This window comes from Desulfoscipio gibsoniae DSM 7213, assembly GCF_000233715.2.
In the GTDB taxonomy this organism is placed as follows: domain Bacteria; phylum Bacillota; class Desulfotomaculia; order Desulfotomaculales; family Desulfallaceae; genus Sporotomaculum; species Sporotomaculum gibsoniae.
In genome coordinates this window covers 880900-900376 of record NC_021184.1, presented here as the reverse complement: position 1 = coordinate 900376, position 19477 = coordinate 880900, and the positions used below count along the sequence as shown (strand labels likewise).

At 46.4% G+C, this 19477-nt stretch carries 17 protein-coding genes and 1 riboswitch; of the genes, 5 read left to right on the top strand and 12 right to left on the bottom strand.

All coding sequences use genetic code 11. From position 1 onward, the window contains the following. Positions 1-133: 133 nt before the first annotated feature. Positions 134-1417 carry a uracil permease gene (gene uraA / locus DESGI_RS04160; RefSeq protein WP_006521077.1) on the bottom strand — a complete coding sequence of 428 codons (1284 nt, stop codon included), beginning with the start codon at positions 1415-1417 and terminating at the stop codon, positions 134-136. A 224-nt stretch (positions 1418-1641) separates the two neighbouring features. After that, positions 1642-2280, bottom strand: a complete 639-nt coding sequence (upp, locus tag DESGI_RS04155; protein WP_006521076.1) for a uracil phosphoribosyltransferase — start codon at positions 2278-2280, stop codon at positions 1642-1644. Between the two features lie 1063 nt (positions 2281-3343). On the opposite strand from upp, the gene DESGI_RS04150 reads away from it, so the two are divergent. The 4 genes from DESGI_RS04150 to DESGI_RS04135 all read left to right on the top strand — a co-directional run bounded on the left by DESGI_RS04150 (position 3344) and on the right by DESGI_RS04135 (position 5918). Further along, complete coding sequence (locus tag DESGI_RS04150; protein WP_006521075.1) at positions 3344-3589, top strand: type II toxin-antitoxin system HicA family toxin; 246 nt, start codon at positions 3344-3346, stop codon at positions 3587-3589. Next, positions 3582-3941, top strand: coding sequence for a type II toxin-antitoxin system HicB family antitoxin (locus DESGI_RS04145; RefSeq protein ID WP_006521074.1), 360 nt, complete (start codon positions 3582-3584; stop codon positions 3939-3941). The genes DESGI_RS04150 and DESGI_RS04145 overlap by 8 nt, the downstream gene beginning before the upstream one ends. 381 nt (positions 3942-4322) lie before the next feature. Further along, positions 4323-5507, top strand: coding sequence for a HipA domain-containing protein (locus DESGI_RS04140; RefSeq protein ID WP_006521073.1), 1185 nt, complete (start codon positions 4323-4325; stop codon positions 5505-5507). A 120-nt stretch (positions 5508-5627) separates the two neighbouring features. Then, entirely contained in the window at positions 5628-5918 is a 291-nt protein-coding gene (locus DESGI_RS04135; protein WP_006521072.1) for a YjcN family protein, read from the top strand. Positions 5919-6352: 434 nt separating this feature from the next. Here the strand turns inward: DESGI_RS04135 and thiC are convergent, their stop codons facing one another. From thiC to DESGI_RS04100, 7 genes are all read right to left on the bottom strand, one after another. Next, positions 6353-7651 carry a phosphomethylpyrimidine synthase ThiC gene (gene thiC / locus DESGI_RS04130; protein WP_006521071.1) on the bottom strand — a complete coding sequence of 433 codons (1299 nt, stop codon included), beginning with the start codon at positions 7649-7651 and terminating at the stop codon, positions 6353-6355. 1 nt (position 7652) lies between these two features. Then, positions 7653-8312: a thiamine phosphate synthase gene (gene thiE, locus DESGI_RS04125; RefSeq protein WP_006521070.1), complete on the bottom strand. Its 660-nt coding sequence runs from the start codon at positions 8310-8312 to the stop codon at positions 7653-7655. After that, positions 8305-8928 (bottom strand): sulfur carrier protein ThiS adenylyltransferase ThiF, encoded by a 624-nt coding sequence (thiF, locus tag DESGI_RS04120; RefSeq protein ID WP_006521069.1) that lies wholly within the window; start codon positions 8926-8928, stop codon positions 8305-8307. Before thiF ends, thiE begins: the two co-directional genes overlap by 8 nt. A 14-nt stretch (positions 8929-8942) precedes the next feature. Beyond that, entirely contained in the window at positions 8943-10046 is a 1104-nt protein-coding gene (gene thiH, locus DESGI_RS04115; RefSeq protein ID WP_006521068.1) for a 2-iminoacetate synthase ThiH, read from the bottom strand. A gap of 145 nt (positions 10047-10191) precedes the next feature. Further along, complete coding sequence (locus tag DESGI_RS04110; RefSeq protein ID WP_006521067.1) at positions 10192-10965, bottom strand: thiazole synthase; 774 nt, start codon at positions 10963-10965, stop codon at positions 10192-10194. 9 nt (positions 10966-10974) lie between these two features. Next, positions 10975-11175, bottom strand: coding sequence for a sulfur carrier protein ThiS (gene thiS / locus DESGI_RS04105; RefSeq protein WP_006521066.1), 201 nt, complete (start codon positions 11173-11175; stop codon positions 10975-10977). 199 nt (positions 11176-11374) lie between these two features. Continuing rightward, a riboswitch (TPP riboswitch) is annotated at positions 11375-11483 on the bottom strand. 37 nt (positions 11484-11520) lie between these two features. Further along, the gene (locus DESGI_RS04100; protein ID WP_006521065.1) at positions 11521-14199 is read right to left on the bottom strand and encodes a DEAD/DEAH box helicase; all 2679 of its coding nucleotides are present in this window, start codon (positions 14197-14199) and stop codon (positions 11521-11523) included. Between the two features lie 531 nt (positions 14200-14730). On the opposite strand from DESGI_RS04100, the gene DESGI_RS04095 reads away from it, so the two are divergent. Then, entirely contained in the window at positions 14731-15483 is a 753-nt protein-coding gene (locus DESGI_RS04095; RefSeq protein ID WP_015617916.1) for a transposase, read from the top strand. A gap of 83 nt (positions 15484-15566) precedes the next feature. Here DESGI_RS04095 and sugE read toward each other — a convergent pair whose 3' ends face one another. From sugE to DESGI_RS04080, 3 genes are all read right to left on the bottom strand, one after another. Further along, positions 15567-15890 (bottom strand): quaternary ammonium compound efflux SMR transporter SugE, encoded by a 324-nt coding sequence (gene sugE / locus DESGI_RS04090; RefSeq protein ID WP_006521063.1) that lies wholly within the window; start codon positions 15888-15890, stop codon positions 15567-15569. A 220-nt stretch (positions 15891-16110) separates the two neighbouring features. Then, positions 16111-17439, bottom strand: a complete 1329-nt coding sequence (glnA, locus tag DESGI_RS04085) for a type I glutamate--ammonia ligase (RefSeq protein WP_015617915.1) — start codon at positions 17437-17439, stop codon at positions 16111-16113. A gap of 690 nt (positions 17440-18129) precedes the next feature. Next, positions 18130-19455: an ammonium transporter gene (locus DESGI_RS04080; protein WP_006521061.1), complete on the bottom strand. Its 1326-nt coding sequence runs from the start codon at positions 19453-19455 to the stop codon at positions 18130-18132. Positions 19456-19477 lie beyond the last annotated feature (22 nt).

The window sequence follows — 19477 nt, the reverse complement described above, 5'->3', positions numbered from 1 at the left end:
CTTTAAATTGATAGGTGCCGGGTGTTGAAAGGTTGAAAATCTAAGATTTTCAACCTTTCAACACCCGGCACCAGTGTATGGGCACCAGTACGAGCGGTACCAACACGCGGCACCAGAGCACGGACACCGGTGATCAGTTATCCTCGGTAAGACCCAGCGCGTCAAATAGCCTGAAGGCCAGGCTAAGCAATATGGCTACCACGGTGGCCAGGCCCATGCCCTGAAGGGTCACCGCGCCAATCTCTATGTGGGCGCCGCTGACGCCCACAATCAGTACCACCGAGGTTAGAATCAAATTACGAGCCTTATTGTAATCCACTTTGGCTTCCACCAGCATGCGGATACCGGAAGCCGCAATTACGCCGAAAAGCAGCAGTGATACCCCGCCCATGACCGCCGAAGGAATACTTTTGATGATGTCCGCCAGTATACCTATAAAGGACAACAATATAGCAAAGATAGCCGCGCCGCCGATTACCCACACGCTGTACACCTTGGTAATGGCCAGTACGCCGATATTTTCACCGTAAGTGGTATTGGGCGTTGAACCGAAAAACCCGGAAATCGCCGTGGACAACCCGTTACCCAGCAAGGACCTGTGCAGGCCGGGTTCTTTGGCTAAATCTTTTCCCACGATATTGCTGGTGACAAATAAATGGCCGATATGCTCGGCAATAACCACCAGCGCGGCCGGCAATACCACCGCAATGGCGGCCGGGTTAAACTCAGGCCTGTAAAATGTTGGCTTCACGAATAACGCTTCCAGCAGCTCTTTAAAGGATTCTTTATTGGTATAGGCCGCCATGAAGGAAGTATCCACCATGCCCATGAATAAAGCCAGTATGTAGCCGGACACAATGCCGATTAATATGGGTATAATGGCCAGAAAACCGCGAAACAGCACCGAACCCAGAATGGTCACCGCCAGGGTAAACAAGGAAACGGTGATTACCGCCGGGTCCAACTTTTCGACGTTCAGACCGGCCATTTCCGCCGCCACCGGGGCCAGTTCCAAACCAATGACGGCCACAATGGCACCCATAGCCGCCGGCGGAAATATTACATCAATCCACCTGGTACCCGCTACACTGATAATCAGTGCCACGGCACAGAAAACCAGTCCCACGGCAATAAAGCCGCCCAGGGCCGCCTCGTATCCGTACTTGGGCAGCACCACCAAAAGCGGTGATATAAAGGCAAAGCTAGAGCCAAGATAAGCAGGAATAGCCCCTTTACAAATCACCAGGTACAGCAGGGTGCCGATGCCGTTAAATAAAAGCACCGTAGCCGGGTCCACATCAAATAAAATAGGCACCAGCACGGTGGCCCCGAACATGGCAAACAGGTGCTGCAGACTCAGCGGTAATGTCTGCAGCAGCGGCAAACGCTCATGTACTTGAATCACTCTTTTGGACAATTTATTCCCCAGCCGATGAAAGCTTAACTTGGTTTGTATTGCACCCGTTACTTCGGTTGCCTAACTTCATTTTCGATTCTAGTTTTGGCAACGACGGTTAAGCAGTCCCGACTAGGATTTCTCTCCCCTCGGTATTAATTTATTCCCCGCAAAACCTTATAACAAAAAAGGCGGGAGTATTAGGCCCATAATAACAAAACCGGGCACCACGTGCGGGAACCAACTTAAATTAAGTTCAAGCGATCTCCAGCATCCCCCAGGCCGGGCACTATATAAGCTTTATCGTTTAGACCCGGGTCGATAACGGCCGTAATAATTTTGATCGCCGGAAACTTTTTATGTACCTGGGCAATCCCCTGTTCCACGGCCAGAGCGCATACCAAAGTAATTTGCTCGGGCTTGTAGCCTTTGGCAACGATCATCTCCAAAGTTTTGACGCTGCTGTTACCCGTGGCCAGCATGGGGTCCACCACGAATACCCGGTCAAAATCCGCACAACGATCCGGCACGGTATCCAGGTAAGTAACCGCCTGTAAAGTGTCGTGATCCCGGGCTACACCGATATGGGCTACTTTGGCGGCGGGCAAAATGTCCAAAAAACTATCCACAAATCCAAGGCCGGCACGCAAAATAGGCACCAGCAGTATCCTGCCGTCACGCAGCCTGGGACAGTTTATTTCAATCTCCAGCGGCGTTACTACAGGCTCCGGCACACATTCAATATCCCTGGTGGCTTCAATAGCTAAAAGTAAACCCAACCTTTTCATTTCCTTGCGAAAGGCCTCAGTTTCCGTCCGTTTGTCTCGTAAAATACGCAAACAGTTACCGGCCACCGGATGATCCACTACAACAACTGAACTCAAGATATCAAACCTCCATTTCATTAATCTTATAAAAATTATTAAACAATTTTAGACAAACCCTACATATTTTTCGACATTCAGTATAGTTTTCCTTTGCGTTTTTCTCTAGAGCTGTGAATATTTTTTTAATGTAGCCTAACCAGTCCTAAAAGGTTTACGTTCCGATATGCATATATGCACTAATCCTTTTACTATAATAAGGTTCCCCCAAAAATAATCCCGGCACACATTTTCTGTTATAAGAAAATGTGCCGGGGGTTTCTGACATATTACTATTCCTACAATACAAGAAACCCTCCTCCAAAAGGGAGAGGGTTTCTATGTTATAAGCCCGTAATGACCTACGCTACAACCACTACGCGTATCTACGTAGCCCACGACAATCTTTCGACTGCCATGAACCATTACGACACCCGTAATGATCTTTGCTCGACTATTATGGGTACCTAATGAGCCTGCATCAATCTCTCGACAGATGCAAACCCAAACAATTTTTAACAACTAAACTTACGTTGTAAAGTTGATAAAATTTTTCGGCACCCATAATAATCTTAGCTCGACCGATAAACATCCCTTAAGACCATATGACAATCCTTTAGACTGTCATACAGCCTGCCGGAATATTTACCGATCTGCCCGCCGGCTAATACCGAGCCTGTTTGACCCGATATTAACCTTTGGCCGATTGTTACAAAGCCTTGCGACCTTGTAACAATCTTGGCTCGGCCATTACGAACCTTACGCTAGTTATTATGGCCTGATTATTAATAATTATAGGTGGTATATTATGAAATTTAACCCTGGTTGTTCCAATTGACGTCACAATATTTTAAGCCTATGTCCACATCGCCGGTACGGAGACATTCCGCATCCGGAAAGGTACCGCCACGTTTTTCTGGACATAGAGGTCGTTACTAAGCCGCCAACCGGTACCAACGATACCAGACAAGCTGAATAGGATTATGGCCAGGCCTTCGCTGAGACCGGCCCCCCAGCCCGGAATGCGTCTATGACCTTGCCTACTGCCACTAAATATAGTACTATATTGATGAGGTGAGGCCCCGTGACCAAACTGGAAAAACTTTTAGAAAAAATCAAGAATAACCCCCGGCACGTTAGATTCGAGGAGCTAGATAAAATATTAATTCGAGAAGGCTTTAAAAGACGGCAACCACGTAAGGGTTCAAGTCATTATATCTACAGAAAAGGCAATAAAAGTATTTCTATCCCTCACAACGAACCACACATTAAATCCCAATACGTTAAAGAAGTTATATCAGCACTTGAAGGAGTGATAGAGGATGAGTAAAAAAGACCTTCATTATTATCTCACGTTACCTTACCGGGTGACTATTACCCCTGCAGAAGAGGGAGGTTACGTGGTCTCAATCCCGGATCTTCCCGGTTGCATCAGTCAAGGGGAGACTGTAGAGGAAGCGATTAAAATGATTGAGGACGCAAAAATATGTTGGCTTGAGGTTGCCCTGGAAGATGGCCTTCCCATCCCGGAACCTACCGGCGAGGAATATTCAGGTAAGTTTAATGTACGGGTTCCTAAGTCGCTCCACCGCATCCTCGTTGAGAAGGCAAAAGAGGAAAATGTAAGCCTTAACCAGTATATTAATTACCAGTTATCTCGTGGGGTCGGGTATAAACAGTAAAAAACCGAGCATATTTTGTTACCTCACCGAAAACAAAACCCCCGACTTACTTACATAATACCGTCGTCGTTAGTGCGACGGTATATTTTTTGTATTCGGGGTGATCGTCTGTGGTTGCTTAAGCTGAAAAAATTTTTCGACACCCATGTCATAAAAATAAAGAGCCGTTTTTATTACAAAAAACGGTTATGGCGATTTGGTAATTGTAAGTATGGAAACCTATGAAAGAAAGTTTGCCCAAGCAGATCTTTATAAATAACTTTCTAGACTATATAAGTCGATCTCCACTGATCCTCTATATATTTCCTGGGCATACTCTTGTGAAAAAAGGTTATAAATGGTAAACTAACATATCAACAACACCGTGAGGAGGGATAAACGATGATGTGCACCTTGATGAATAAACGCACCCCTATAGTGGAACTGAATATAGATGATGATACCGCCACTATTCTGAAGGTCACCAAGGTGATTCATCCGGAATACCTTCCGGTCGGCATTCCCCTTGTCAATGGACTTCCGGATAGAAAAAGTCTGAACGATTGGTGGCGGGGCCGTTCCATTCCTGCTAGCCGTTCCGGTATCCGGGAGGCCCTTAACATCATGAATGTATCTTGCACGGAGCAGCTACTTACAAAATGTTATGGTCTGAGTCTTTCCGATCAGTATTGGATCAACCCAAAAGCTCATCCCTTTGATTGGGATCGCATTAACTTTTTTCAGAACTTATTTTCTGATGATGTAGGCAATGCACTCTTTGGGCAGGCTTCTCCTCATGGGGAACTTGACCTGATGTCGCCCTGCAATACCTCTGATGGATGGCTCCGAAAAAAGTGGAAAATCATTGACGGAAAACGCTGCCTAATTAAATCTGGAAGCAATCCGTTTCAGCAGGAACCCCTCAATGAAGTACTGGCTACTTCCCTGCACCGGCGTTTGAATCGTGCTGCTTATGTGCCATATAGTCTCGTTTGGGAGAATGGAATTCCTTACAGCGTATGTAAAAATTTCATTACGCCTGAGACAGAACTAGTCAATGCTTATCGCATTTTCAATAGTAAAAAGAAGCGCAACCATCATTCATTGTATGAACATTTTCTTCTTTGCTGTGAACACCTTGGCATTCCAGACATGAAAGAATTTCTGAATTATCTGCTGGTTTTTGATTTTCTCCTTGCCAACACAGATCGCCATTTCGCAAACTTTGGTGCCGTCCGCAATGTGGATACCCTGGCATGGGTGGGAGCAGCACCTGTTTTTGACAGCGGCACAAGCCTCTGGCATGATCAGGTTCCAAGAGTAATTGATCCGCATGGTGATGTCCCAAGCCATCCGTTTAAACCGACGCATGCCCAACAGATTGTTTTAGCCGGCAACCTTAACTGGATTGACTTTTCCGCACTCCGGGATATTGATGAGGAATTTCGAACTTTACTTTCCGGTTCTCCTTATATCGATGAGCCACGTACTGATGCTTTGTGCAAAGGTTTAAAAGGGCGTGTAGAGCAGCTTGAACAGCTTGCTCTGGAACATAAGCATCAAGTAGTCGTTAGCCATACGAAGTAGACTGAAAAATTACTGAGAGATACTGAATACGGTTATTATGCCTGACTGAAAAGCCGAAAATCAATACAAAACATCATCGGATCAGAGAACTGCTCAAGAAATTCCTTAGGAGGTAACCTGTTGAAGGCAAAAAAGTTATTTGCTATATTTGTCATTATAATTATTGGGATCTTCCTCGCCACAAGTTATTCTCCCGAGCTAGCAATTAGGAGACATCTATTGTTTATAAATCCGTACCATAGCTTGACCTGCAGTATAAAGAAAACTGAATATATTGATAAAAGATATGGCCAACAGTACACTATAGATGGTTTAGTTGACCCTTCAACAAAAATGGGAATTCATTTCGCTTATGTAAAGAAAAACTTTCTGGGTTGGTATTATTGGTCTGGTGGAGGTACTGGACCATAGTTTGTTGCTTCACTTCATAACATAGAACGTAACCGTCGCTGGAAAAACAGCAATTTTAACTGAGGCTTTTAGTCTGAAACTAAAAATTGAGGAATGGTTTAAATGAGATACTTAGTGCCCGGAGGATCTGGAAAACCTGACCGGTCTTCCAGATCCTCCTAAATGGGGTCAGTCCCCTATCGCTAACTGCTGATCCCGGTCAGTTCATTGCTCAAGACTTAGAGCAGCAACTCCAGGAGCGCCTGGGTGTAAGCTTGGAGGAACTGGGATAGCCCATGATTAATACAGTACCCTTTTAGTCTTCCGGATTGAGGCTGTTGATAAACATATTGTCAACAATCTAAAGGTACCCTTTCAAAGGGTACCTTTATTAACAATACATTTCTTCTTATAATGAAAGGAGTATGGTTATGGGTACGAAAAGCCTCAATTTTTCAGCATGATGAGTCCGATCCTTGAAGCACCTTGTTCATATTACGCACAGCGCACATTTTACCGCACATGGTACAGGTATCCTCATGTTCGGGCTGCGATTCGGCCCGGTATTGCCTGGCCTTTTCCGGGTCAATGGCCAGTTCAAACATCCGGGGCCAGTCCAGGCAGCGTCTGGCATCGCTCATATCATCGTCCCACTGCCTGGCGCCGGCAATTCCTTTGGCTATATCAGCGGCGTGAGCAGCAATACGTGAAGCTATAATCCCTTCTTTCATATCTTCCAGCGTAGGCAGGCGGAGGTGTTCGGCCGGCGTGACGTAGCAAAGGAAATCCGCGCCGCTGGCCGCGGCAATAGCCCCGCCAATGGCGCTGGTAATGTGGTCGTAACCGGGTGCGATATCCGTGACCAGCGGGCCAAGCACGTAAAAGGGAGCACCATGGCAAAGTTTCTTTTCCATGATCATATTGGCGGCAATTTCATTTAAAGGCATATGCCCGGGCCCTTCGATCATCACCTGCACGCCTCTCTCCCAGGCTCTGCGGGTTAATTCCCCCAAAACAATCAGTTCGTGAACTTGCGCGGCATCAGTGGCGTCTTTAAGGCTGCCCGGGCGGCAGGCATCCCCCAGGCTGATAGTTACATCATAGCGGCTGCATATATTTAGCAAATCATCGTAGTATTCATAAAAAGGATTTTCCCGGTCGTTTAGTTCCATCCAGCTAAACAAAAGGGCACCGCCCCTGGAAACAATATTGGTCAATCGGTTGTTTTTTTTGAATGTGGCCGCAGTTGCCCGGTTTATCCCCGCGTGGATGGTCATAAAATCCACACCGTCTTGAGCATGCTTTTCTACCACGCCTAAAAGTTCGTCCACAGTGATTTTTTCCAGCTCTTTTTCATAAAAGCCCACGGCGTCGTAAACCGGAACAGTGCCAATGGCAGCGTGGGACATATCTACCAGGCGGCGCCTGAACTCCTCGGTTTTGCCATAACAGCTTAAATCCATTATGGCATCTGCCTGCAGCTGCAGGGCATAGCGCACTTTTTCCAGTTCGGTCTCTATATTGCAGCAATCCTTGGAAACACCAAGGTTAACATTGATTTTTGTTTTCATTCCCTCGCCAATCCCGCAGGGGTCCAGGGAAGAGTGGTTCTTGTTGGCCGGGATAACCACCCGGCCCCGGGCTACCAGATCCATAAGCCTGGTGACATCTATTTTTTCTTTGCGGGCTACTGCCTCCATTTGCCCGGTTACTATGCCCTGGCGGGCAGCATCCATTTGGGTATTATAACTCAAACTAACTCCTCCTTGCGTCATTTATGGCGGACCGCAGCGCGCCTACCTTGGCTATAATATCATTCGCCCCAACAATTTCCGTTACCAGGGCGATACAGCGGGCACCGCGCCGGGCCACCTCATGAATGTTATATTCTTTAATACCACCAATAGCGACAATAGGAATATTGATGTTTTCTACTACATAATCAAGGTAGCTAAACCCCACCGGATCGCACACATCCTTTTTGGTTTGGGTGTGAAAGATAGGGCCAACACCAATATAATCCACGCCATAGCTTACAGCGGCCCGGGCCTGTTCAGGTGAGTGAGTGGATAAACCAATGATCAATTTATCCCCCACCATGGCCCGAACTTGTTCCGGGGGGAGATCATCCTGGCCAATGTGTACACCGTCCGCGCCCACCATCAGGGCCAGGTCAACGTGATCATTAACTATCAAGACAACACCGGCCTGCCGGGTTATATCCCTTATCTGCAGGCATTCGCTGTATTTTTCCCTGAGGGTTTTATCCTTTTCACGGTACTGGATAACCTTAATCCCGGCAGCAATCATCTGCCGGACGACTTCAATATTTGTTCTACCCAGGGAATATTCTGACGCTGTGATACCGTAAATATCGGCTTTCAGCAGCCCGGTTAACCCGGGTTTCTCAGTCATCGTGCACATCAACTCCCAAAACGTAGCTTAATACCGCATCAGCCTGCTTGGCGGCCGCTATATTAACTCCCGGCGCCAGCGGGGGCGAATCCGGGGTCGCCTCCGACACCATATCACCAACCATAAAGAAATTTGACTTAATCCTACGTGTAATGATTTCATCACCCCGCCCCCACCCCGCCAGGCCCGAAGCGGCAACTATCAGCCCGGCGGAGCACCAATATGCTTCCACTACCATTCTTTTAATTTCGGGCCGGTCCAAAGCCTCAATAAGAATGTGACAATCATTAAACAACGAATGAACATTTGTTTTATCAATCCGCAGGGGCAACTTCTCCATCTCCAGCCCGGGGTTAATTTGCGACAGATTTTGATCCAGGGCATCCACCTTTAGCTGCCCAACCTGGTGCAAAAAGTAAAATTGGCGGTTTAAATTACTGTATTCCACCTGGTCAAAATCAACAATTTTAAACTGTTTGAACCCACTGCAGACTAAAAACCGGGCGCAGTTGGATCCCAGCCCACCCGCACCGGCCAGGCCAATTTTACAGCGCTGGATTTTGCTCAGGTTATCCTTGCCCAGGGTGGCCAGCAGCGCTTGCTCAAATTTGTTCATAGTGGTAAGCCCTGTTATATCGTTTGCCAGTCTTTAAAAACGGGCTGGTAACCATGGCTGTAGATTACCCTGGTCATCGTGGCCACATCCCGCTCGTCGGAGATATCAAACTGCCCTGTTGATTTAGCTGCATCAGTACGTCCCCCCACTGCCGTACAAGACCCGGCGGACATTTTCGTTGCCCCCAATTTAATTAAGTGTTCTCTTAACTGCGGGTTTTCCCGCGTGGAGATTGTAATTCCCCCCCTGGGCATAAACAATCTGAAGGCCAAAATATACTGCACCAGGTTTTTGTCGCTCACATCCACCGGGGGATTGAACCCGCCCAGGTGCGGGCGCATACGCGGGGGTGAGATGCTTACTTCCACATCAGGGTAATTGTTTTGCAAGTAGTTAACGTGCAGCCCCGTAAAAAAGGCCTCGGTGCGCCAGTCATGCAAACCTAACAAAGCCCCCAGGTTAACCGAGCGCATCCCCGCCTTACAGGCCCGCTCCGGCGCATTCAGCCGAAATTGATAATCACGCTTTGGACCCGCCGGGTGCATATCCAGGTAAACCTGTTCATTATATGCTTCCTGAAACATAGTCAGGCTGTCCACCCCTGCCTGAATCAAGTCTGCATATTCCTGTTCAGTTAAGGGGTAAACCTCAATGCCGATGGAGGTAAAGTATTTTTTCAAAACTTCAGTACAGTCCTTGATATAGCTAACGGAAGAGTGTTTTCGCGATTCTCCGGTGAGTATTAAAATATGTTTCAGCCCTGTGCCGGCAATAATTTGAGCCTCGGCTTCCACTTCGGTCAGGGATAATTTTTTTCTGTCCAATTTATTATGGACCTGAAAACCACAATAGACGCAGCTATTAACACAATAATTGGCCAGGTACAGGGGAGTGTAAAGCAATATGGTACGGCCAAAATGTTGCAGCGTCAGGTGATGGGCCTTTTGAGCCATCTCTTCCAGATACTTTTCAGCCCGGGGGGACAACAGGGCCAGGTAATCAAGCTCAGTTAGACGGCTCTTACCAATAATGCGCCTGATATCTTGATCTTCCAATTCATTAAAAAAAGCTGAAAAATCATTATCGCTAAACTTTTTGTATTCTTCGTAGAAACTCATTTGTTTTTCCCCTTCTAATAGCTTTATAAACAAGACTACCTTCATAACAAGTGCTAGCTTTGTAGACAAGTATTAGCTCTATAAACAAGTATCAGCTGCACATAAGTATTAGCCCCGCAAGCAAGTTTTTTAGCGAATGGCGCCTCTACTCGTTCCTTAAGAAACCGGTAAGCGGCGAGGAAGCCCTGGCATATTCAAACACTTCGCCGGGGTTGGCTAAAAATGCGTTACGGCCCGCTTCCACGGCCTGGCCGAATGCCCGGGCCATAGCCACCGGGTCTTTAGCTGTAGCAATGGCGGTATTGACCAGTACAGCAGCGGCCCCTATTTCCATAGCTTCAGCCGCCTGGGAGGGCCGCCCGATTCCGGCGTCGACAATAACAGGCAGGGAACATTCTTCAATTAATATCTTAATTAATTCCTTTGTTTTTAATCCACGGTTACTGCCGATGGGAGCTCCAAGGGGCATTACCGCGGCGGCGCCAACCTCTTCCAGTTTTCTGGCCACCATTAAATCAGGGCTTATATAAGGCAGCACCACAAAGCCGTCAGCGGCCAGTTCTTCGGTAGCTTTAATAGTTTCATAATTGTCGGGCAGCAGGTACCTGTTATCAGCAATAACCTCTATTTTTACCCAATCACCACAACCCGCAGCCCGGCCCAGTTTGGCAATACGCACGGCTTCCCGGGCATTACGCGCTCCGGAAGTATTGGGCATTAGTATACAGTTTCCCGGAATATAATTGGCCACGTTTTCTTCCGGGTAATCCGGATCCACCCGCCGTATAGCTACTGTAACTACCTGGGCTCCCGAAACATTTACGAGCTCGGGGATCATATCGTTGGAAGCAAATTTCCCGGTCCCTAAAAAAAGACGGCTGGTAACCTCTTGTCCACCAATCATTAATGCATCATGCATTTGACAACATCAACCTCCCCCTACAAAATGTAAAATTTCCACCTGGTCATCATCTTTTAATTTTCTGGCCTGCCAATCTTTTGCTTTTATTAATTCATAGTTTATTTCAACAATTACAGCGTCCGGTTTTAGCTTTTTCTGCATTACAAGATCAGCAATACTCAAACCTTGCTCAACCTCAACTGCTTTACCGTTTAAAATAATTTTCACAGCATCACTCCTTGGTTATCCATTTTCGTTTGTGTAATTAAAATACATACCGGTTATGGCAACCGGGACAATTAAAAAAGCGCGACCACGATCATTCCCCCGGCGCGCCTTTTTAAGTACTTTAATTCTTAGCCCAGGCCATGCAATGCCTACGATGCTTCCTTTAAGTACAAAAAGCGCACCACGTAAGTCAGGTGCGCTTTTTTCACTATACCTTCCCTACGCGGGCATTACCCCGATCAGGTTCATGGGTCAGGTACTCAAAAGCCCTTTCTCAGCCCATAACATGAGCTCCCCAAACTTTTTATGTAAATTTTTACTTAAATTATATCTATTATTTTTCCCTTAGTCAACCATTTGTGGTATTGATTGAAGTTTGTTTTGCACATCTGGGAACAACGTCAACCGCTCCGGCGGGCCGATCAAATAACCCTTTTCCTTTAGGCCCTGCAAGGACAGCCGGTACATATCAGACCACCCGCAGCACCGGGATACCGCCTGTTTTAATACCCGCTCCGGCACCGGCTTACCTGTTTGGGAGTGTATCAAAGAATGCACTGCCAGAATGGTAATTTCATATTTAATCAACCGCGCCGGGTAATGCTGTTTGATCAAATCAGCTACAGCAAGCCAGTTTGCACCGACAAATGCAAACACTTTTTCATATTCTTTAAGCTCTATTTCCAGCGCCCGGGCTTCCATTTTTATATCAGCCCGGCTGGAGGATCTTCTAAATAATTTTTCTTTGATCAAGCTCAGGCCACTCCGCTTGCGGGTTACTTCCCGGCCCAGCAAAGCAGCCAACAGCTGGGTTACCCCTTCTTTATCCAGCCTTTCATTGGCCTGTAAACACTGCGGAATAATAATGCAAGAGGGGCAACCCTCCAGGCACCTGCAACCCGTCACCAGTTCATAACACCGCTCCAACACTATCTTTATCTCTTCAAACACCGATTCGGCCAGGCCCACACCCCCCGCGTAGTTATCATAAATAAATATTTGCGCCTGATCACCGTGCACCTGCAAGCTGGCCCCCAGGTCGTGGCGCTCACACATCACTTCCAATGGAATGATAATTTGCAGCAGGTGTTTTAAAGCATGGGCCGCGCCATATTTAACTTCCTGATCAAGACCCTGTAAATCAATATCCAGCCAGATGCCCACCGTAGGAAAGTCAATGGGCTTTAGCTTTTGTCCGACTTCGATGGTCTTTTGGCTTTCTTTTTGCTTGTCCCACACATTAATAAGGTTATAACTGACCAGGCTTTTATGTATATTAAGCACCCCGCTGGAAACGACTACATTACCTTCCCGGTGGGTGCGTTCAACCTTTTCCACGGCAATTCTGGATTGAATATTGGGCCGGGTTATAAAATCCTTAAATTGAGCCGGCAGATCTCGTAACTGAATAGATTTGGCACCATGGTCTACGTTCTCCACCAGGTACACCCTGTTATAGACAGGGAGTATGGCACCCGGGTAGGCATCCCTGATCACGTCATCGTAGTTATACTCCTCCAGTCTATGACCCTGGGGACTGATAGTACTATAATTATCACTTTCACCACGCAGACTAAAAAACTCCAACTGTCCCGCCGGGCCGTAAGTCCTGGGTTGGTCGGTAAGCGGTTTTAGCCGCCTGTGCTTTAACAGCAGCTTCACTGCTTCATAGTAAGTGTCCCGGTCCCAGTATGCGGCATCTTCTTTGCTAAGGGGAAGCTCTTTGGCGGCCAGGGGCAGGTGATCCACTAAAAACTGCATTTTTTCGCTGACCACCGCTTTTTCAAAGGGCTGCCCGAAAAAGTATTGTGGGTGTCGTACAATATATAAATCAAGCGGGTCTTCGTTAGCCATAAGCACAATTAACGACTTCTGCCCTTTCCGCCCCACCCGCCCCGCCTGCTGCCAGGTGGAGGAAATACTGCCTGCAAATCCGGCCAGTATACAGGTGTCCAGTTCCCCCACATTAATGCCCAGCTCCAGGGCATTGGTGGAAATAACACCCTTTAAATTGCCGTTAAAAAGCTTCTTTTCAATATCCCGCCGCATTTGCGGCACATAGGTGCCCTTGTATGGGGTAATCGCCCCGGCCACCCCGGGGAAATTTTCTCTAATAACCCGGTAAGCCGACTCAACTATCCGCCGGGAGCGGCCGAACATAATAGTGCGCCTGCCGGATTCAACATAGCGCCCCACTGCCCGGGCCGCTTCAAAATGGGTCAGCCGGCGCTTGGTTCGTCCATCATCGGTTTTATAGGTGGGCGGCTCATAAAAAACCACTGTTTTCTCGCCGGAAGCCGATGTCTCTACAGTCACCACAGCAAAATCCAGGCCCACCAGTTTGGTAGCGAATTCACCGGGATTGGCAATGGTAGCAGTGCAGAGAATAAACACGGGCCTGGCCCCGTAATAGTCACAAACCCGCCTTAGCCGGCGGAAAACCTGCAAGCAGTGACAGCCCATAACGCCTTTTAAAGTGTGGGCCTCATCAATAACTATGTATTTTAAGCTACCCCAAAAACCAGGCCAATCCAGGTGTCTGGGCAACAGGAAGGCGTGTATAAAATCCGGGGTGGTGATCAGCACACCTGTACTGTTAATGACATCCCGCCGCTGGTTAAAGGGGGTGTCACCGTCGCACGTGGCCATAACCGGCACTCCCTGGGGCCATTCCAAAGTTACCGCAATATCTTGCATTGTTTTCATCTGGTTCTGCCCCAACGCTTTAGTGGGGGTAATGTACAGAGCCCTGGCCTGCGGGTGACTGATTAATTCACTAAACATCGGAATGGTATAAACGAGCGACTTACCGCTGGATGTACCGGTGGTAATGATTACATTACGGCCTTCCATAATATGCCCGATTGCCTGAGCCTGGTGTGCATACAGCTGCCCGATACCCTGATCGGCCAGCGAGCGTACTACGGCCTTGGCGACACCCGGTGGGAAGGGCGCGTACTGCGCTTCCTTAGGTGGTATTATATGCACCGAATTTATCCCCCGCTGATCCAGCAGCCTATGCATGGTATCCCCCTTCCTGAATACAAATTAAATCATTCCAATTAAATGATTAAAACCAGGTAAACCTCTCACGGTTTATCCGTGAAATTCGTCTACACCATCAGGTTAACAAGTTAAACCCAGGCACATGTACGTGATACGCTATTGCTCAAATTACCAGCTACAACCGCTTCCGCCAACCAGCATAAATCCGCCACGTAAAAATTATGCCGGCAAATAAGGCAATGCCTAAGAGTAGATCTTCTAAAAATTCCATGCTTTATCCCCCGACTGCTGCAATTTATCATGACCCTTCCCCGCAGAGCTATACTCAGGAATACAGGAGTTCTACTTAGGATCTATAGCCCTTATCACTTACTATTCAGGTAAGCTGCCATTATTTTACCACAAAACATGCGTTGTACAGTAGTTTTGCCTGAACAAGCGCCTTTTTATGTATACATACTTTGCACAGGAAGACATGGGGAAGACATGGGGACGTTTCGTTTGTCATATAAATCTTCTTGTGCTATAGTTTATAACGGGTGATAAAAAATGGCAAGGCAAGCAAGAAAAAGAAGTTCCACGGGGATTTACCACATTATGTTGAGAGGAATAGATCGAAGGAATATCTTTTTGGATGATAAAGATAAATTGCAATTCGTCGATAGGATAATTAAAGCAAAGCAAGCTGCGGGTTTTAAACTATATGGTTACTGTCTTATGGATAATCACGTACATCTTTTAATAGGAGAAAGCGAAGAGATTGGAACAAGCATTAAGCGCATTACAGTTGGATATGTACAATGGCATAATACTAAGTATGGAAGAACCGGTCATTTATTTCAAAATCGCTTTCTTAGTGAACCTGTTGAAAAAGAAAGTTATTTACTGAATGTGTTAAGGTATATTCATCAAAACCCGGTGAAAGCCGGCATAGTAAAACATGCAGTAAATTATCCATGGAGCAGCTACTCTCAGTACAAATCCGCATATCAAGATAAAAGTTCACACATCGATGAACAATTAATTAAGGCATATTTAAGCGAACTAGATAATTTTGAAGAATATATGAATGCATTAAACGATGATGAATGTCTGGATGTCGAGCCAGTTCAAAAATATACAGATGCAATGTTAATAAATATCATTCAATCTCAAATAAATGCTGATGATTTGAAAGATATGCCAATTGCTAAAAGAAACAAAGTTATAAAAGAATTATATCAGCAAACAGGAACAAGCGTAAGACAGTTAGCGCGGGTCTTAGGAATAGGAAAGAGTATCATAGAAAGAGCTGTTAAATAAGAAAACGAAACGTCCCTCTCCCGGCTGAATAAGACAAGCGAAACGTCCCCTTGTCTTACCCCTGTCTGTCACATATCAAACATCTAATTAGCCGGGGAGGTGTACTTCAATTCTATAATACCCACCAAAATCAGCGCTACAAAAAAAATGCGAGCACCGTCGCGGGGCTCATTTAACAACAGCATACCCACAATTACCGCACCTACCGCGCCAATTCCCGTCCATACCGCGTATGCTGTGCCAATGGGGAGTACCTTTGTGGCCAAAGATAAAAAATAAAAGCTAATCATCATGCCTATTACCGTCACCAAAGACGGGTACAAGCGGGTAAATCCATGAGCATATTTAAGGCTGATCGCCCAAACCACCTCAAAGATACCGGCAACCCAAAGGTATAGCCAGGCCATTAAAAAACCTCCATTTGACAAAATATATTGCTGAGATTAATTAGAGACCACGCGTTGCTTTGGCCCCCCCCGCCAATATAGGCTAACAAAGGCCTCTCCCCTACAAAGGGCTGCCTAACTTTTCCAACTAAAGCAGGTTTTATATTGAATTGGGGGCTAAGCCATTTACACAGAATATTTTATAATTCCCCAGGGTAAAAACCATTCTATCTTTTTTGATCTAATACTTAGCCAAATAATGCTTTATCTCCCATTGATGCACTTGTTCGGCATATTCATGCCATTCTTTATATTTACCTTCTAAAAAACGATTATAACAATGAGAACCTATTGCCTGTTCTATTAGAGGATCCTTTTCCATTTCTTTTAAAGCAGCAAACAAATCCCTGGGCAGATAATCTATATCTAAAGCTTTTCTTTGTTTCTCTGATAGATTATAAATATCCTCTTCAACCGGGGGTGGGGGCATAAGTTTGTTTTTAATACCCTCCATCCCTGCTTTTAACATTACCGCAAACACCAGATAAGGATTGGCAACGGGATCAGGATTCCTAAGCTCAATGCGGGTTGCACTACCCCGCCGGACAGGAATTCTGATTAAAGTGCTGCGGTTTGAATTAGACCATGCTATATGAGTAGGTGCTTCATAACCAGGCTTTAATCTTTTATAACTGTTAACTATGGGGTTTCCAATAGCTGTCATGCCTTTAGCATGCTTTAGTAACCCGGCCATGTAGTTAAAAGCAATATTGCTTAATTTATATTTGCCGTTTATATCGTAAAAGACATTTTTATTATCTTTAAATAACGACTGGTTACAATGCATAGCAGAACCGTTTTCTCCCGCTAGGGGCTTGGGCATGAATGTGGCATAAAGCCCGTGTTTCTTAGCTATATTTTTAACCACGTCACGAAAAGTAACCCATTGATCGGCGGTTTTCAACGCCTCGCCGTATTTAAAATCAATTTCATGCTGTCCCGAAGCTACTTCGTGATGGGAAGCTTCTATTCTAAAACCCATTTGCTTCATTGTTAATACTATATCTCTTCTGGCGTCTTCGCCATGGTCAATGGGTGCTAAATCAAAATATCCCGCTTTATCGTGAATATGAAGAGTTGGACTCCCATCTGAGTCAGTGTGGAAAAGAAAAAACTCTCCTTCGGGCCCCATATTTAGCTCATAACCCATTTCCCTGGCTTCTTTTATTACACGCTTTAATATTCCCCTTGGGCATCCTTCAAAGGGCGTCCCATCGGGATTGTAAACATCGCAAATCATTCGGGCCACACCTTTTTCAGTCGGCCTCCAGGGCATAAACTGAAAGGTGTCCGGGTCCGGCACCAAACACTGGTCGGACTCATTAATTCTAGCAAATCCGTCAATCGAGGAACCGTCGAACATTAAGTTGCCCTCCAGGGCATCCTCCAATTCATCCGGTGTAACATTGACACTTTTTAAAACACCGAAAACATCAATAAATTGCAGCCTGATGAATTCGATGCCTTCATTTATTACTCTATTAAAAACTTGTTGTTTTTTAACATCCAGATTTTTTTCTTCAAGCTCCTCCGTATTAATTTTATTTAACCCCCTTTAACTATAATTTTTAATTATAAATCACCCGCTTCTTAATGATATAAAAGTATTAAAAAATTAGCCAACTTCTAATACAGCCTCTGTTTATCCAATACGGGCTTATGAAATACATTTATGACGTTTTGATTGGCCTGCTCCATATTACTAACTTATGCTTGGCATGACAGGGGGCAGGACAGGGGGACGTTTCGTTTGTCTGATGACAAGGATGACAAGGATGACAAAGTGACGCTTCGCCTGACCTAGAAAAGATAAGATGACATCGTTATGGGGGAAGGTTTCGCCTATCTTGAGATAGATAGTGAAACATAAAAGTACATTGACAACGTTTCGTTTGTTTTGTACTTTTATGGAAATATAAGGATAAAGTGATTACTAACACATACTGGTCGAGAAATAAAGAAAAGAAAACGTTTCGTCATATTACCATAATATTACCATAACCTGATGGTCAAGCATGTCTTAATAGAAAAGGATGATGTTGAAAGATAGGATAACTTGGATAACTTTCCTTTGTCTAGCATTTGTCATTTGTCTAGAATGTTTCTAAAAAAAAGAAAGTAAGAAAAAACAAGAGGGGGGAAGTTGCCTTAGAAAAAATAAGACAAATGAAACGTCCCCCTGTCTCACCTGCTGCTGTTATTAGCGGCCCGCCTGCACCGGGTTGGGCATAGGTATGGCTGCCTCTTCGGTTTCTTGGCTGGAGGCATGACCGAAACCTTTTAGGGAATTGGTAACCAGCCCGGTGTAAGCGGCGATACCGTGCTCATTAAGGTCCATTCCCTCAAATTCCTCGTCTGCCGATACGCGGATTCCCAACGTTGCTTTGAGCAGAGTAAACGCAACAAAGGTTGCCCCGAAGGCCCATAGGGATACGCTCAGCACCCCAAGGGCCTGAACCATCAACTGGTGAGCGCCCCCGCCGAACAAAAGACCGCCCTCCCGGGCGAACAGTCCCACGGCCAGGGCGCCCCAGGTGCCCCCTACCCCGTGGACCGCAATAGCACCAACCGGGTCGTCAGCCTTGATCCGGTCAAAAAACTCCACCGCCAGCACCACCAGCATACCGGCCACAGCACCAATAATTACCGCGCTGCCAGGTCCTACATAAGCTGTGCCCGCCGTAATCGCCGCCAGGCCGGCCAGGGCCCCGTTGGCGGCCATACTGGGATCAGCCTTTCCATAACGTCGCATAGTGAAAATAATACCTGTGGTACCGCCGGCCGCGGCGGCGAGGTTAGTGGTAAGCGCTATGCGAGCGATATTAAGATCAAGCCCGGAAAGTGAACTGCCCGGGTTAAAGCCAAACCAGCCGAACCATAGTATAAACGTGCCCAGGAAAGCCAGGTGCATATTATGTGCCGGCAGCACATTAATACTGCCGTCTTTGTTATATTTTTCTCGACGTGGCCCCAGTACTGTTACCGCCGCCAGAGCCGCCCAGCCGCCCACGGCATGCACCGCCGCGGAACCGGCAAAATCCATCATCCCTAGATTACTCAGCCAGCCTCCGGATCCCCAGATCCAGTGCCCTGCCACAGGATAAATTAAGGCTGTGCAAATTAAAGTGAAGATAATGTAGGGGCCGAACTTCATGCGTTCAGCCACCGCACCCGAGATAATTGAAGCCACGGCCACGGCAAATGCAGCCTGAAACAGCCAGAAGGCATAAAGCGGCACCCTAAGGTCAATATGTTCGAGATTGCCGCCCAAGAAAAAACCACTGCCTCCAAAAATACCAGCCATATCCAGCCCGTACATCACCCCAAACCCGACGGCCCAGAACCCCAGCATACCCACAGTAGTGTCGGTAAAAACCTTCATCACAATGTTCAGCGAATTTTTAGCCCTGATAAAACCGGCCTCCAGAAAAGCAAAACCCGCTTCCATGAAGAAAACCAGCGCTGCGCAAAGCAACACCCAGACAGTATCAATACCGGCAGCTAAATCCTTAATTCCCGGTTCCATTAATTCACACTCCCTTAATATA

Bases quoted from the DNA above. Each gene is read 5' to 3' on its own strand.
- DESGI_RS04095 (WP_015617916.1), top strand. From the start codon at position 14,731: ATGGCAAGGCAAGCAAGAAAAAGAAGTTCCACGGGGATTTACCACATT.
- thiH (WP_006521068.1), bottom strand. From the start codon at position 10,046: ATGAGTTTCTACGAAGAATACAAAAAGTTTAGCGATAATGATTTTTCA.
- thiE (WP_006521070.1), bottom strand. From the start codon at position 8,312: ATGACTGAGAAACCCGGGTTAACCGGGCTGCTGAAAGCCGATATTTAC.
- DESGI_RS04100 (WP_006521065.1), bottom strand. From the start codon at position 14,199: ATGCATAGGCTGCTGGATCAGCGGGGGATAAATTCGGTGCATATAATA.
- DESGI_RS04145 (WP_006521074.1), top strand. From the start codon at position 3,582: ATGAGTAAAAAAGACCTTCATTATTATCTCACGTTACCTTACCGGGTG.
- thiF (WP_006521069.1), bottom strand. From the start codon at position 8,928: ATGAACAAATTTGAGCAAGCGCTGCTGGCCACCCTGGGCAAGGATAAC.
- DESGI_RS04080 (WP_006521061.1), bottom strand. From the start codon at position 19,455: ATGGAACCGGGAATTAAGGATTTAGCTGCCGGTATTGATACTGTCTGG.
- DESGI_RS04140 (WP_006521073.1), top strand. From the start codon at position 4,323: ATGATGTGCACCTTGATGAATAAACGCACCCCTATAGTGGAACTGAAT.
- DESGI_RS04110 (WP_006521067.1), bottom strand. From the start codon at position 10,965: ATGCATGATGCATTAATGATTGGTGGACAAGAGGTTACCAGCCGTCTT.
- sugE (WP_006521063.1), bottom strand. From the start codon at position 15,890: ATGGCCTGGCTATACCTTTGGGTTGCCGGTATCTTTGAGGTGGTTTGG.